General features: G+C 65.4%; 10 protein-coding genes. 5 read left to right on the plus strand and 5 right to left on the minus strand.

Annotation, left to right across the window (positions count from 1 at the left end):
• Window positions 1-159 precede the first annotated feature (159 nt).
• The gene (fumC, locus tag U1H99_RS22120) at window positions 160-1,557 is read right to left on the minus strand and encodes a class II fumarate hydratase (RefSeq protein WP_323143871.1); all 1,398 of its coding nucleotides are present in this window, start codon (window positions 1,555-1,557) and stop codon (window positions 160-162) included.
• Between the two features lie 140 nt (window positions 1,558-1,697).
• Between fumC and U1H99_RS22125 the strand changes: the two genes are divergently transcribed.
• A complete protein-coding gene (locus U1H99_RS22125; protein ID WP_323143872.1) occupies window positions 1,698-3,050 on the plus strand; it encodes a FimV/HubP-related protein in 1,353 nt (450 codons plus the stop codon).
• A 467-nt stretch (window positions 3,051-3,517) separates the two neighbouring features.
• Window positions 3,518-3,877, plus strand: a complete 360-nt coding sequence (locus U1H99_RS22130) for a winged helix-turn-helix transcriptional regulator (RefSeq protein ID WP_323143873.1) — start codon at window positions 3,518-3,520, stop codon at window positions 3,875-3,877.
• 93 nt (window positions 3,878-3,970) lie between these two features.
• Here U1H99_RS22130 and U1H99_RS22135 read toward each other — a convergent pair whose 3' ends face one another.
• A complete protein-coding gene (locus U1H99_RS22135; RefSeq protein WP_323143874.1) occupies window positions 3,971-4,255 on the minus strand; it encodes a flagellar protein FliT in 285 nt (94 codons plus the stop codon).
• Between the two features lie 234 nt (window positions 4,256-4,489).
• Between U1H99_RS22135 and U1H99_RS22140 the strand changes: the two genes are divergently transcribed.
• The 3 genes from U1H99_RS22140 to U1H99_RS22150 all read left to right on the plus strand — a co-directional run bounded on the left by U1H99_RS22140 (window position 4,490) and on the right by U1H99_RS22150 (window position 7,657).
• Complete coding sequence (locus tag U1H99_RS22140; protein ID WP_323143875.1) at window positions 4,490-6,586, plus strand: M13 family metallopeptidase; 2,097 nt, start codon at window positions 4,490-4,492, stop codon at window positions 6,584-6,586.
• A 133-nt stretch (window positions 6,587-6,719) separates the two neighbouring features.
• A complete protein-coding gene (locus U1H99_RS22145; RefSeq protein WP_323144126.1) occupies window positions 6,720-7,370 on the plus strand; it encodes a class I SAM-dependent methyltransferase in 651 nt (216 codons plus the stop codon).
• 113 nt (window positions 7,371-7,483) lie between these two features.
• Entirely contained in the window at window positions 7,484-7,657 is a 174-nt protein-coding gene (locus U1H99_RS22150; RefSeq protein WP_323143876.1) for a CsbD family protein, read from the plus strand.
• Between the two features lie 173 nt (window positions 7,658-7,830).
• On the opposite strand, the gene U1H99_RS22155 is transcribed toward U1H99_RS22150, so the two are convergent.
• The 3 genes from U1H99_RS22155 to U1H99_RS22165 all read right to left on the minus strand — a co-directional run bounded on the left by U1H99_RS22155 (window position 7,831) and on the right by U1H99_RS22165 (window position 14,264).
• Complete coding sequence (locus tag U1H99_RS22155; protein ID WP_323143877.1) at window positions 7,831-10,050, minus strand: alpha/beta fold hydrolase; 2,220 nt, start codon at window positions 10,048-10,050, stop codon at window positions 7,831-7,833.
• Between the two features lie 279 nt (window positions 10,051-10,329).
• A complete protein-coding gene (locus U1H99_RS22160; protein ID WP_323143878.1) occupies window positions 10,330-12,675 on the minus strand; it encodes a glycoside hydrolase family 31 protein in 2,346 nt (781 codons plus the stop codon).
• Between the two features lie 179 nt (window positions 12,676-12,854).
• On the minus strand, window positions 12,855-14,264 hold the full coding sequence (locus U1H99_RS22165; RefSeq protein ID WP_323143879.1) for an MATE family efflux transporter: 1,410 nt from the start codon (window positions 14,262-14,264) through the stop codon (window positions 12,855-12,857).
• Window positions 14,265-14,297: the final 33 nt, after the last annotated feature.

Consider the following 14,297-nt stretch of genomic DNA (forward strand, 5'->3'; position numbering starts at 1 on the left):
AAATTAGGGCGTACTGTTGAGGCTGATTCAAATATGTCGTCCCGCGAAAGCGAAAAAAGCGCCCCTGGCGCTTTTTTCCCCAAGTTCTGCTCGCGCTGACGATCCGCGTGCAACTTGGGTCCCTGCCTGCGCAGGGACGACGTTCGGACTGACGTGGCCTTAATCAGCCGGATGCGGCCTGGTCATCTCGATTGGCACGATCCACTGGTCGAACTGCGCCTCGTCGAGGAAGCCCGATTGCAGCGCCGCCTGGCGCAGGGTCAGGCCTTCGTGCTGGGCGGTCTTGGCGATCTGCGCGGCGCGATCATACCCGATATGCGGGGCCAGTGCGGTCACCAGCATCAGCGACTGCTCCATCAGCTCGCCGATGCGCTTGCGGTCCGGCTCGATGCCGACCGCGCAGTGCTCGTCGAACGAGCGCATGCCGTCGGCCAGCAGGCGCGCGCTCTGCAGGAAGTTATGGGCGATCATGGGCTTGAACACGTTCAGCTCGAAATTGCCCATCGAGCCGCCGACCGTGATCGCGACGTCGTTGCCGAACACCTGGCAACACAGCATCGTCATCGCTTCGCACTGCGTGGGATTGACTTTCCCAGGCATGATCGAGCTGCCCGGTTCGTTTTCCGGGATCGTGATCTCGCCCAGGCCGGAGCGCGGGCCGGACGCCATCCAGCGCACGTCGTTGGCGATCTTCATCAGCGCCGTGGCCAGGGTCTTGAAGGCGCCGTGCGCCTGCACCATGGCGTCGTGCCCGGCCAGCGCCATGAATTTGTTGGGCGCCGACTTGAACTGCAGGCCGGTGCGCGACGAGATCTCGGCCGCGATGCGGTTGGCGAATTCCGGATGCGCATTCAGGCCGGTGCCGACCGCGGTGCCGCCGGCGGCCAGCAGCAGCAGGCCGGGCAGGGCGCTCTTGACCGCGTGCTCGGCGAACTCCAGCTGGGCGACGTAGCCCGAGAATTCCTGGCCCAGCGTCAGCGGGGTGGCGTCCTGCAGGTGGGTACGGCCGATCTTGACGATGCCGGCGAAGTCGCGCGACTTGATCTCCAGCGTGCCGCGCAGCCTGGCGAGCGCCGGCAGCAGGTCCTTGGCCACGGCCAGCGCGGCGGCGACGTGCATCGCGGTCGGGAACATGTCGTTCGAGGACTGGCCCATATTGACCTGGTCGTTCGGGTGCAGCAGGCGCGCCTCGCCGCGTTCGCCGCCGAGCAGTTCGGAGGCGCGGTTGGCCAGCACCTCGTTCATGTTCATGTTGCTCTGGGTGCCGGACCCGGTCTGCCACACCGACAGCGGGAATTCGGCCGGATGGCGGCCGTCCAGCACTTCGTCGGCGGCCTTGATGATGGCGTCGGCCTTGTCCTGGGGGAGCTTGCCGAGCGAGCGGTTGACCGCGGCCGCGGCGCGCTTGACCTGGGCCAGCGCGGCCACCAGCTCGGGTGCCATCTTCTCGCTCGAGATATGAAAATGGTGCAGCGAGCGCTGGGTCTGCGCACCCCACAACTGGCCTGCCGGGACTTCGATCGGGCCGAAGCTGTCTTTCTCGATCCTGTTTTCCATGTTGGGTCCTGTCTTTGGTGACTGTTCTATTAAAGAGTGTACCGCAACGGCCGATAACGACGCTGAGGCTACGAATTCCACTCCCTATGCTCCGCCGCTCCCGCAGTTTACTTGCCATCCTTGTATTGACTGGCGCCGCTATGGGCGACGCCGGTGCCGCCGAGCTGGGCGACGCCAGGGTGTCGTCCCACATCGGCCAGCAGCTCGTGGCCGACATCGAACTGGTCATGCTCGACGACCCGGCGGCGCCCGTGGCGGTACGCCTGGCCAGTCCCGAGGTCTACCGCGGCGCCGGCATTGCGCTGCCGCCGGTGCTGTCGAACCTGAACCTGACGGTGATGCGGCGCGACGGCCGCCAGTTCCTGCACGTGACCTCGCTGCGCCCGCTCGACGCCGAACACCTGCACCTGTACCTGGAGCTGACCGACAAGGGCCAGCGCGCGGTGCGCCTGGCAACGCTGTGGCTGACGCCGGACCCGAACCCGGCGCCGCCGCCGGCACCCGTGCCCGTCCCTGTGCCGGCGCCTGCAGCCGCAGCCGCGGCTGTGCAGGCCAGCGTGGCCGCAGCAGCGGCGCCGGCACGTGGTCCTGCACCGCTACCGGCACCGGCACTGGTACCCGCCTTGCGGCCGGCCGCACGTTCGACCGCCGCGCCAACCGCCGCGCCGGCGGCCGCCGATCCTTCCGCCGCGCCGTCCGCGCCGGTCCTTGCCAAGGCCGCGGCCCAGCCGCCGGCCGAACGCCGCAAGCCGTTGCCGGCCCTGCCCATCCACAAGCCGGCCGCGCCGGCTGCCCTGCATGCGGCCGGCCAGCCTACGGCCTGCACGCCGGGCGAAGCCCAGGCCTGCAGCGCGCTCGGCGAAAAGAATGCGGCCCTGCGCGCGCAGCTGGCCACACTGGAGGACAAGGTCAAGGGCCTGCAGAAAATACTGGGTGTGACGCCCGCGGCCGCGCCGGCCGCCGCGCCTGTCGCGGAAACGCACAAGGCCGACGCAGCAAAAACCGTAGCCGCCAAGAGCGGCGAGCACGAGAACGGCGAACACAAGGCCGACGAACACAAGGCCGAGCCGCCGGGTGCCGACGGCCACAAAGCCGAAGCACCGACGAGCGGCGAACCGAAGGCCGAAGAACACCAACCCGACAGCCACGAGCCGGACGCCGCGCCCACCGAAGCCAGGCCGCCCGCGCCCAGGCCGGCCCCGCCCGCAGGCCCCAAGCCGATCAGCTCGATCAAGCCGCTGGTGCCGCACAAGCCGAAGACGCCGCTGCCGGAGCAGGGCGGCGCCCCCTGGGGCTGGATCGGCGCCGGCATCGCCCTGCTGGCAGCCGCCGCCACCGCCGCCTTTGTCCTGAAACGCCGGTCGCGTGGGGCCGCCACCCCGGCCGCGGACGGTCTGCTCGGCATGCTGAAGGCGCGTCTTGCCAGCCGCGGCAAGGCGCCTTCGCCCCCCGCGGGTACCCCCGCAAAAGTGGTCGAACCGACAATGGAATAGGCGCGCACAAACTTGTCTACACAAATGTAAATGTTGAGTTATACTGGTTCGCATGTGATCTTTTCGATCATGAAAAAACGGCTCAGGTCCGGCGCAGCCACCACCGATTGCGTGGCGCGGGAACCGGATGATCGCTGATGAAGCGCCTGACCCCGGAAGCGGTTTGCGGGCCAACAGTGCGCACGTAGACGCCGGATGCAACCGGCAAGAGGCGACGCCAGGGGATGCCTGGCGATCGCTCTCCCCATACCGAGGGGTGGCAAGGCCATCCGTCTATAGAAAACCCGCGCGGACGCGAGCCGCGCGGGTTTTTTTACGGCCTTTTTCCGGGCTTGCACGCCCGTTCAGCGCGCCGCCGCCGTACCGGCTTTTGCGCGACAATGACCCGACAGCCCGGCGCTGCGCGACTCCGGGCGTCAACCAGAAAAGCGAGGAGAGGGATGAACGAACCGCTGTCCGATCATGCCATGCGTGGCGACGTCATGTCCGAGCACTGCCCATCGCGCGAGGTGCTCAAGCACGTCACCAGCCGGTGGGGGGTATTGCTGCTGGTGGCACTGGGCGACGGCGCCCATCGCTTCGGCGAGCTGCGGCGCAAGGTGGGCGGCATCAGCGAGCGGATGCTGATCCAGACCCTGCAATGGCTCGAGCAGGACGGCTTCGTGCAGCGCGTCGCGCATCCCGGTCCGTCGCAGCGTGTCGAATACCGCCTGACCCCGCTGGGCGAGGAGATCAGCGCCCGGCTGCACGAAGTGGTGGACTGGGTCGAGTGCAACCTCGACGGCATCATGGCGGGCCGCAGCCTGCACGTCCAGGCGCCGGCCTAGGGTTGCGGCGGGCATGAAAAAACCCCGGAGCGCAGGCGCTGCGGGGTTCGATGTGCTGCCGCTGGGGTGCCGATGCCGGCCGCCAGGGATAAATCAGTGTGCCGGGCGCATCGCGCGGTCGAGCTGGCCCATCCAGGGTTCGGTGACGTCGCGCACCATGCGGTCGTTGGCCATGATCTGCTTGAGCAGGTCGATCTTGCGCTTGCGCTGGTCGCCTTCCAGCGGCGGCACGCCGGCGCGGGCAGCGCTCGAGTGCAGCGCGCATTGCGTTTCCAGCCGGGCCAGGCCATCCCAGTCTCCCTCGCGCGCGGCAACCGCCATGCGGCCAGTGATGGCAGCGATGTTTTCGTACATTGCGAGGACTTCGTTCGACGTCATGTTGTCACACTTGTAAGGGACTAGCGCCGGCTGGATTACCGGTTGTCTCCCTTTAACGGTCGTGCACTGGGGAACTTTAGGGTTTTCAAAAGAAATTTTTAAAATAAATTTCGACAAGGGATAGCAAGCACGCGTCGGCAACCATGGCGCATGTTTTGGTGGCCTGGCTGCGGAAGGCCTCCCGGCCGGTACATTGCAGTAAACTACACGGATAATCCGTCACTAGGGGAACCCATGAAGACCAGCTGGACACCGATCCGACACACTGCCATCGTCCTTGCCCTATGCGGCGCGTTTGCCTCCGCCGCTTTCGCGGGTGGCCAGGCTGCTGCGCCGGCCAAGCCGACTGCGTCCGCCGACAAGGGGGCAGCCGCGGACACCGCGCCGGCGAACGGCACCCTGCGTCCCGGCGACGATTTCTTTGCGTGGGCGAACGGCGGCTGGCTGTCCAAGACCGACATCCCGGCCGACCGCAGCAGCTGGGGCGCGATGGCCAGCCTGGCCGAGGAGACCAACCAGCGCATCGTCAAGCTGATCGAGGATGCGGGCAAGGACAAGGGCGCCAACAGCGAGGCGCGCAAGGTCGGCGATTACTTTGCCGCCTACATGAACGAAGGCGCGATCGAAGCCAGGGGCGTGGCGCCGCTCAAGCCGCAGCTGGACCGGATTGCCGCGATCAAGGACAAGCCGGGCCTGGTGCGCGCACTGGGCGACAGCCTGCGCGCCGACGTCGACCCGCTGAACAATACCGATTTCTTCACCGAGAATGTGTTCGGCCTGTGGGTCGCGCAAGGCCTGCACGACACCGCGCGCAACATGCCTTACCTGCTGCAGGGCGGCCTGGGCATGCCCGACCGCGCCTACTACCTGGACAGCAGCGAGCGCATGGCCGGCCTGCGCACGCAGTACCAGAAACACATCGCCACGATGCTGAAACTGGCCGGCTACAGTAAAACTGAGAACGATGCCGACGCGCGCGCCGCCAAGGTGTTCGCGCTCGAGGTCGACATCGCCAACGGCCACGCCAGCCGCGCCGACTCGGCCGACGTGCTCAAGGCCGACAATACCTGGACCCTGAAGGACTTCACGGCCAACGCCCCGGGCCTGGACTGGAACGCCTTCTTCAAGGCGGCCCAGCTGGGCGACCAGGACAAGTTCATCGTCTGGCACCCGTCGGCCATGAAGGGCACCGCCGCGCTGGTCGAGCGCATCGACCTGGCGACCTGGAAGGATTACCTGGCCTTCCACCGCATCAACCAGATGGCGGGCGTGCTGCCCAAGGCCTTCGTGGACGCCCGCTTCGATTTCTACGGCAGGGCGCTGACCGGCACCCCGCAGCAGTCGCTGCGCTGGAAGCGCGCGCTGGGCGCCACCAACGAGGCGATGGACGAGGCGGTCGGCAAGCTGTACGTGGCGAAGTACTTCCCGGCCGAGAACAAGGCCAGGCTGCAGCAGATGGTGGCGAACATCGTCGACGCCTTCGGCAAGCGCGTCGACAAGCTCGACTGGATGGCCCCGGCCACCCGTGCCCAGGCCAAGGAAAAGCTCAAGACGCTGTACGTCGGCGTCGGTTATCCGGACAAGTGGAAGTCGTATGCCGCCCTGAAGGTAGTGCCCAATGATGCCTTCGGCAATGCCGTGCGCGCCGAACAGTTCCACTACAAGGAAGAAATCGCCAAGCTGCACCACAAGCCGGAGCGCACCGAGTGGGCCATGCCGCCGCAACTGGTGAATGCCGTCAACCTGCCGCTGCAGAACGCGCTCAATTTCCCGGCCGCGATCCTGCAGCCGCCGTTCTTCGACCCGAAGGCGCCGGATGCCGCCAACTACGGTTCGATCGGCGCCATCATCGGCCACGAAATCAGCCACAGCTTCGACGACCAGGGCGCGCAGTTCGACGCCCAGGGCCGTCTGCGCGACTGGTGGACGGAGGAAGACATGGAACACTTCAAGGCGGCGTCAAGCAAGCTGGTGGCCCAGTACAACGCCTATAAACCCTTCCCAGACCTGGCCGTGAACGGCCAGCTGACGCTGTCGGAAAACCTGGCCGACCTGGCCGGTCTCGCAGCGGCCTACGATGCCTACCGCGCTTCCGGCGGCAAGAACGCCAACGAGGAGGGCGACCGCGCCTTCTTCATCGGCTATGCGTCCAGCTGGCGCAACAAGGCACGCGAGGCGGCCGAGCGCCGCGGTATCCTGACCGATGGCCATGCGCCGCCGCAGTACCGCACCGCCACCGTGCGCAACCTGGACGCCTGGTACAAGGCCTTCGACGTGCAGCCGGGCCAGGCGCTGTACCTGCCGCCGGACCAGCGCGTACGGGTTTGGTAATTTATTAGGGGTAACGGACACTGGCGCTAGAAATGGCAGGCCTACAATAGCCTGGAGTCTATTTCTTCGCTGGTGGCCCATGCACCCGGATTTTCTCGACATCAAGCGGCCCAGGCTGCACCAGGATCCGCATATGGGACAGGATGACGTGTCCGGCATCACCGATTACGATGATTTCCGCGACATTACGCAGCGCACGCTGCATCACTACGACTCGGTGGCGCCGCGCTTCTTCGCCGGCACCATCGACCACGACGTCAGCCAGAACATCGCCGCCCTGCTGGAGGCGATCGAGGCCGACGCACCCTACACCTTGCTCGACCTCGGCTGCGGTCCGGGGCGCGACCTGAAAACCTTCCGCGACATGGGCCACCGTGCCATCGGCCTCGACGGCAGCGCCGAGTTCGTGGCGATGGCGGCGGCCTACAGCGGCTGCGAAGTGTGGCAGCAGAACTTCCTCGACCTTGACCTGCCGGATGGCTTGTTCGACGGCATCTATGCGAATGCCTCGCTGTTCCACGTGCCGCGCAGCCTGCTGCCCAAGGTGCTGGGCGAGCTGTATGCGGCGCTGAAGCCGGGCGGCGTGCTGTTCAGCTCGAATCCGCGCGGGAATAACGAGGAGGGCTGGAATGGCCCGCGCTGGGGCAGTTTCCACGATTATCCGAGCTGGGAACGCCATGTGACCGGGGCCGGCTTCGATCCGCTGTGCCACTATTACCGTCCGCCAGGACTGCCACGCGAACAGCAGCCCTGGCTGGCCAGCGTCTGGCGCAAGCCGCGCTGAAATTTTGATTATTTGTTAAGTCGCGAACAGTATTGCGATCGCAATGGGCGCACTATACACCCATGCCGCTTCACTTCCAGAAGCAGTATTTCACTGACGATAGGAGAACGAACATGAACGAAGACCAAATCAAAGGCAAAGCCAAAGACATCGGTGGCAAAATCCAAGAAGGTTTCGGTAAAGCCATCGGCAGCGAAGAGCAGCAAGCCAAGGGCCTGGCAAACCAGGCTGAAGGCAAAGTGCAAGAGAAAGCTGGCGACCTGAAGGACGTGGTCGGCAAGAAGTAAGCCGCCCCAGCTTCAATGAAAACAGCCGCTTTTAGCGGCTGTTTTTGTTTGTAATGCATGCGTTACGGTAAGGTGGACGCGGGCGGCGAGCCGGCCCTGCCGTCCACGCGTTCCACTAGCGTTCGCGTGTGTGCAGACGTGATGTGAACGCGTGGACGGGGAACCCGTCCACCCTACTTGGCGTCGGTCCCGCCCAGGTTCTTCTTGAAGAAGCCCTCGATCATGCCATACACATGGCGCTGCCCGGCACGCGACGAAATGCCGTGCTTGGCACCCGGATAGGTCATCAGCTCGAACTTGACGTTGCGGTTGACCAGCGCGTCGATCAGGCGCGTCGAGTTGGTGAACAGGACGTTGTCGTCAGCCATGCCGTGGATCAGCAGCAGCGGCGACTTCAGGCCGTCCAGGTGGGCGAACACGCCGCTCTGTTCGTAGGCCTTCGGATTCGACTTCGGCGTCGCGCCGACGAACTGCTCGGTGTAGTGGGTGTCATACAGCGACCAGTCGGTCACCGGCGCCACCGACACGCCCATCGCGATCTTGTCCGAACCTGCTTCGAGCAGGCGCAGGGTCATGAAGCCGCCGTAGCTCCAGCCGAACACGCCGACGCGTTTCGGGTCGACAAAGCTCTGCTTGGCCAGCCAGTCGATGCCGGTCAGCTGGTCTTCGACTTCATGCTTGCCCAGTTCGCCGTAGATGACGTCGGTGAATTTGCGCTCGCGGCGCGACGAACCGCGGTTGTCCAGCGTAAACACCACGAAGCCTTGCTGCGCCATGTATTGCTTGAACATATTGCCCCAGCCGCGCGTCACCTGCTGCGAGTGTGGGCCGCCGTACACCATCAGGAACACCGGATAGCGCTTGGCCGGGTCAAAGTTCGACGGCTTGATCATCGAGTAATACAGGTCCTGGCCGTCGTGCGCCTTGATGCTGCCGAATTCGGTCGGCAGGTGGTCGGCCATGTACTTCGCGTACGGATGGTCGCCCTTCACCTCGTTGTGCTCGAGCCATTCGACCAGCGAACCGTCGGCGCGGCGGATCGACACCTGCGGCGGGGTCTTCGGATCGGAGAAGGTGTCCACGAAAATCTTGCCGTTCTGGGCGAAGGTATCGTCGTGCATGCCGTCCTGCTTGGTGATGCGCACCGGCTTGTCGGCATTGCCGCCGTCCAGGTTGACGGCGTAGGTCTGCTTGTCGATTACCGCATCCTTGTTGGACGAGATGTAGACCTTGCCAGCCTGCTCGTCGACCGCCAGAATGCTGTCGACGCCCCATTCACCCTTGGTGATCGGATGCAGCAGACGGCCCGTCATATCGAACAGGTACAGGTGGTTGCGGCCGCTGCGCTCGGACGCCCAGATGAAGGCGTTGCGGCTCTTCAGGAAGCGCAGGTCGGCCGGCACCGCCACCCAGGTGTTCGAGGTTTCGGTGAACAGCGGACGCTGGGCCAGCGTGGCAGTATCGACCGCCACCAGGTCGAGGCGCTTCTGGTCGCGCGACTGGCGCTGGTAGACCAGGGTCTTGGCGTCGCCGCTCCAGTCGGCGCGCACCAGGTAGATGTCCTTCTCGGCGCCGAGATCCACTTTCTTCTGTGCGCCGGTGGCCGGATTGACGATCATCAGGTCGATGACCACGTTCGGGTCGCCGGCGGCAGGGTAGCGCTGGTCGATGACCTCGGTGCGGTCGGCGTAGATTTCGAAGCGGCGCGCAACCGGCACCTGCGCTTCGTCGAAGTGGCGGTAGGCGATCGCGGAATCGTCCGGCGCCCAGTAGTAGCCGGTTTTCTGGTCCATCTCTTCCTGGGCCACGAACTCGGCTTCGCCGTTATGGATCGTGCCCTTGCCGTCGCTGGTCAGCTGGCGTTCCTGGCCGGTCGTCAAATCGATCACGAACAGGTTCTGGTCGCGCACGAAGGAGACGTAGCGGCCCTTCGGCGAAATCTTCGGATCGCCGACATTGCCCGAGGCGACCTTGCGCGCCGCATCCGGATTCTTGACGTCCACCAGGTACAAATCGCCGGCGATCGGCACCAGGATCTGCTTGCCGTCGGGCGACCAGCTGTAGCTGATGATGCCGGACAGGCTGGCGGTACGGGCGCGTTCGCGGCGTGCGCGTTCTTCCAGCGACAAGTTCTCGTTCGGGACCAGCTTCTTGGAGTCGACCAGGCGGTGCGTGGTCTTGTCCTTCATGTTGTATTCCCACAGGTCCAGCTGGAACTGGTTGTCGGCGCGGCCGCGCAGGAAAGTCACGCGTTCGCCGTCGGGCGACACGCGCAAGGCGCGCACGCCAGGACCGGCCAACGCCGGGTCGGCGTGGAGTCGGTCCAGCGTCAGGCGCTCCGCGGATGCGGGAGCGGCCGACAGGGCGGCAAGGAGCAGGATGAGAGGGCGCATGGAATGGTCTCTGGGCAATTGATTAATTGTGTGCAACGGCCGAGACGATACCAGAGTCGGGGGTGAAAAGCTGCAAATATGAGGGCATCGACGCAGGCGGAGCATGCGTACCAACCCGTTTGATCGATGCGACAGCACAAGAACGTCGCCCCTGCGAAGGCAGGGGCCCAAGTTGTACGCGTTTCGACAGCGCGGGCAGAACTTGGGCCCCTGCCTGCGCAGGGGCGACGTTGATGAGCAGGAGCGGCGTTAGAAAGTGTGCGGCTCCTGCATTGCCGGTTACTGCTTGCCGATCACCTTCACCAACCCAGGCAGCGACCTGGCCAGTCCGCCATCCCCGCCCGACGCCGTCAGCTTGCCGCTACCCTCGCTCCAGCGCAGGCGGGTCGTGGTCGACTTGCCCTTCTCGTAGTCGTAGGACACGCCATCGTCGTCGTACAGGCTGAACTCGCCATCCTTGCCGGGGTACACCTGGATCTCGGCGATCGCCTGCCTGGTCGCGGTCGACTGGATGTCGGCGCCGAGCGGTACGATCGAGCCGGCCTTCACGAATACCGGGATCTGGTCGATCGGCGCCGCCACTTTCACCCAGCGGCCGCCGGCCAGCTTTTCCTTGGTCCAGAAGTTGTACCAGTCGCTGCCGGCCGGCAGGTAGACATCCTTCTCGGTCTGGCCCTGCTCCGTCACCGGCGCCACCAGGAAGGCCGGGCCGAACATGTACTCGGTGCCGATGTCGGCCACGTTCGGGTCTTGCGGGAAGTCCATCCACAGCGGGCGCATGAACGGGGCGCCTGTGTCGTGGGTGAACTTGGCCTGGCTGTAGATGTACGGGATCAATTGATAGCGCAAGCGGTCATAGCGCGCCATGATCGTTTCCGCCGCCTTGCCGAAGGACCAGATGTCGGCCTGCTTGCGGTCGCCGTGCAGGCGCAGCGTCGGCAGGAAGGTGCCGTACTGGAACCAGCGGGTGTGCAGTTCCGGATAGTCGTGGTTCTGGCCGACGACGTCGCGCGCGTCGGACGGGTCCAGCAGCGGCGCCTTGGTGGCGCTGGTGGTCTGCGGCAGGTATTGCCAGCCGCCGATGTCGTTGCCCCACAGCGCGATGCCGGACGCGGTCATGTTCAGGCCGGCCGGAATCTGGCGCGCCAGCGCTTCCCAGGTCGGGTTGATGTCGGAGGACCAGAACAGGGCGCCGGTGCGCTGCGAGCCGAGGTAGGCGGCGCGCGACAGGATCAGCACGCGCTTGTTCGGTTTCCAGGCGCGCATGTTGTCGGCGAAACCTTCGACGTGCAGCAGCGGGAACAGGTTGTGGAAACGGTCGCCCGAGCCGATCGCATACATGAAGCCGTCCGGTACCAGGTCGGGTTCGGTCTCGTCCAGCCACGGGTAATCGAAGCCGTGCGCCAGGATATTGTCGCGCGACTTTTCCCAGAACCACTGGCGGGCCTTCGGATTGGTGGCGTCGATCAGGCCGCCGGTGCGGTCGGAACGGAAGGGCAGGCCGTCGACGGTCTTGCCGTCCTTGTCCTTGAGCAGGTAGCCCTTGGCATCGAGCTCGTTGAAGTAGCGGCCCGAGGTCTCGTAGCGCGGCCAGATCGAGATGATCGACTGCATGCCCATGTCGTGCAGCTGCTTGTTCATGCCGTCCGGATCGGGGAACTCGGCGGGGTTGATGTCCATCTGGCCCATGCGCGTCCAGTAGAACCAGTCGACCACCATCACGTCGAGCGGATACTGTTTCTGGCGGTAGGTATTCGCCACCCGCAGCACTTCCTGCTGGCTGTCGTAGCGCGCCTTGGACTGGATCAGGCCGAAGGCGGCTTTCGGTGGGATCGGGGTCTTGCCGGTCAGGCGGGCGTAGCCGGAATACAGTTCATCCGAAGAATTGCCGGTGATGACGAAGAAGCTGACGCGCTCACCCACGTTCGACTGGAAGGCGGTCTTGCCGTGCACGCCGGCGATGAAGCGCGTGGCGGACGGGTTGTCCCAGACGATGCCGTAGCCCTTGGACGACACCATGAAGGGCACGCATACGGTTTCGCCGGCCGGGGCGTCGTACCAGTGCTTGCAGTCGAGGACGCGGCCGCGCAGGTCGAGGCCGGACAGCGATTCCTGGTTCTGGCCCATGCCGTAGTAATGCTCGTCGCGCGGGGCCGCGAACGAGGCGCCGACCTGGTAAGTTTTTTCGCCGTTGACCGTGTGCGGCGCCATTTCCCAGCCGGTCATGCTGAGGATTTGCTCGCCGCGCGCATTTTTCACCTGCAGCCCGACCGAGGCCAGCGCCGGCGCGAAGTATTTCTCGCCCTGGCTCGGCACGCGCGGCGCCGGGGCCGGGTTCACGTGCAGGGTCATGCCGGAGGACGCAAAAGTATCGCCGTCCGCGGCGCGGCTATGGCGGAAGGCGCCATTCTCGGCCGCTTTCGGCAGGATGCCGTAGCCGGGACCTTTCAGGACCTGGTCCTTGTCGGCGGCGATCGTCACGTGCACGATGTTGGGCCCGTAGGCTTCGACCGAGACCCAGGCGCCGTTGCGATCAAGGGTGGTCAATGGTGCGGCAAAGGCCGCGGGGGTGAAGGCCAGCGCCGATGCCAGCGCGGCCAAAGTGGTGTGGGGTGTCAGCCTCATCCCGTCTCCTGTCGGTATCGAATCGATCGGGCGACCGAGCGCACGGACGGATCGGATGGATGCCGCGTATGAAGCTAGCTGGCTGTCTCCTGGATATCGCGTTCTGTGACCGCTGGGTTCGCTTATTGTTGTGTGCGGCTATTGTGCATGTTAGCGATCACATATGCAATTAATAATTGTCAGGCGCTAACATCCGCTGCGCGCACGCGCAGGGCCGACAGCTTGTTGAGCGACCAGGCCAGCAGCACGGCCGCCACCGTCAGGCCCAGTACCAGGCCGATCCAGAAACCGGTGGCTTGCATCGGCTGGGCCGGCGACCACGGGAACCAGCTAGGGGCCAGGCCCAGGATCCAGCCGACCGGCAGCGCCACGCCCCAGAACGCGATCATCTGGATCACCATCGGCGAACGCGTGACCTGATAGCCGCGCATCGCGGAGGCGGCCGCCACCTGGGTCGAGTCGGACAACTGGAACAGCGCGGCGAACAGCAGCAGCATGGCGCAGGTGGCCTGTACCGCCGCGTCCGAGGTGTACATCGCTGCAATCTGCCAGCGGAATAGCGCGATGAAGATCGCCGACAGCACGCCGAAGGCGATGCACATGCCGGTGCCGGTCCAGGCCACGAAGCGCGCCCGCACCGCATTGCCTTCGCCCATCGCCTGGCCGACACGGGTCAGGGCGCCGATGCCGAAGCTGAGCGGCACCATGAACACCAGCGACACGAAATTCAGCGCGATCTGGTGCGCCGACACCTGCACCACGCCGAAACGCGCCACCAGCAGGCTGACGATGCCGAAGGCGCTGACTTCCGCGAAATGGGTGACGCCGATCGGCAGCCCGAGGCGCAGCATGCTGCCGATCTCGCGCCAGTTCGGGCCTTCCCAGCGCGTGAACGGGTAGGTCATGCGATAGGCGCTAGAAATTTTGATCCAGATCACCATCGCCGCCAGCATCAGCCACACGCCGCTGGCGGTCGAGACCGCGCAGCCGAGGGCGCCCAGCTTCGGCAAGCCGAACTTGCCGAACACCAGCATCCAGTTGAGCGCGATGTTGTACAGCAGCCCGCAAATGGCGATGACCATGATCGGCTTGGTCTGGTTGATGCTGGTGGTATAGCCGTACAGCGCGCGGTAGCAGGCAAAGGCCGGCATGCCGAGGCTGATGATGTGCAGGAAGATCTTGGCGCGCTCGGCCACGGCCGCTTCGAGGCCGATGTGGTCGAACAGCCGCGTGCAGGCATTCGCCGCCAGGCAGCCGACGATGCCGACGATCGCGCCCATCCACAGCGATTCGCGCACCGAATGCGAGATCTTGTCGAAGCGCCCGGCGCCCATCTCGTGCGCGACCACGGAATTCACCGCCATCATGACGCCCATCACGGTGACCAGGATGATCGACCACACCGAGGTGCCGAGCGACACCGCCGCCAGCTCGGCCGCGCTGACGTGCCCGGTCATCGCCACGTCCGCCACCCCCATGCCGACCGTGGCCAGCTGGCCGACCAGCATCGGCCACGACAGGCGCCACAAGGTCGCGATCTCGGTGCGGACGGGGGAGGAGGCGGGGGCGGCGGATACGGTGGACGTCATGGTTCGGGGCAGCTGGCGAAACCCCGGATTGTA

The sequence above is a fragment of the Massilia phyllosphaerae genome, from assembly GCF_034659755.1.
In the GTDB taxonomy this organism is placed as follows: domain Bacteria; phylum Pseudomonadota; class Gammaproteobacteria; order Burkholderiales; family Burkholderiaceae_D; genus Telluria; species Telluria phyllosphaerae.

Coding starts and splice junctions, on each gene's coding strand:
- fumC (WP_323143871.1), bottom strand. CDS start 1,557: ATGGAAAACAGGATCGAGAAAGACAGCTTCGGCCCGATCGAAGTCCCG.
- U1H99_RS22125 (WP_323143872.1), top strand. CDS start 1,698: ATGGGCGACGCCGGTGCCGCCGAGCTGGGCGACGCCAGGGTGTCGTCC.
- U1H99_RS22130 (WP_323143873.1), top strand. CDS start 3,518: ATGCGTGGCGACGTCATGTCCGAGCACTGCCCATCGCGCGAGGTGCTC.
- U1H99_RS22135 (WP_323143874.1), bottom strand. CDS start 4,255: ATGACGTCGAACGAAGTCCTCGCAATGTACGAAAACATCGCTGCCATC.
- U1H99_RS22140 (WP_323143875.1), top strand. CDS start 4,490: ATGAAGACCAGCTGGACACCGATCCGACACACTGCCATCGTCCTTGCC.
- U1H99_RS22145 (WP_323144126.1), top strand. CDS start 6,720: ATGGGACAGGATGACGTGTCCGGCATCACCGATTACGATGATTTCCGC.
- U1H99_RS22150 (WP_323143876.1), top strand. CDS start 7,484: ATGAACGAAGACCAAATCAAAGGCAAAGCCAAAGACATCGGTGGCAAA.
- U1H99_RS22155 (WP_323143877.1), bottom strand. CDS start 10,050: ATGCGCCCTCTCATCCTGCTCCTTGCCGCCCTGTCGGCCGCTCCCGCA.
- U1H99_RS22160 (WP_323143878.1), bottom strand. CDS start 12,675: ATGAGGCTGACACCCCACACCACTTTGGCCGCGCTGGCATCGGCGCTG.
- U1H99_RS22165 (WP_323143879.1), bottom strand. CDS start 14,264: ATGACGTCCACCGTATCCGCCGCCCCCGCCTCCTCCCCCGTCCGCACC.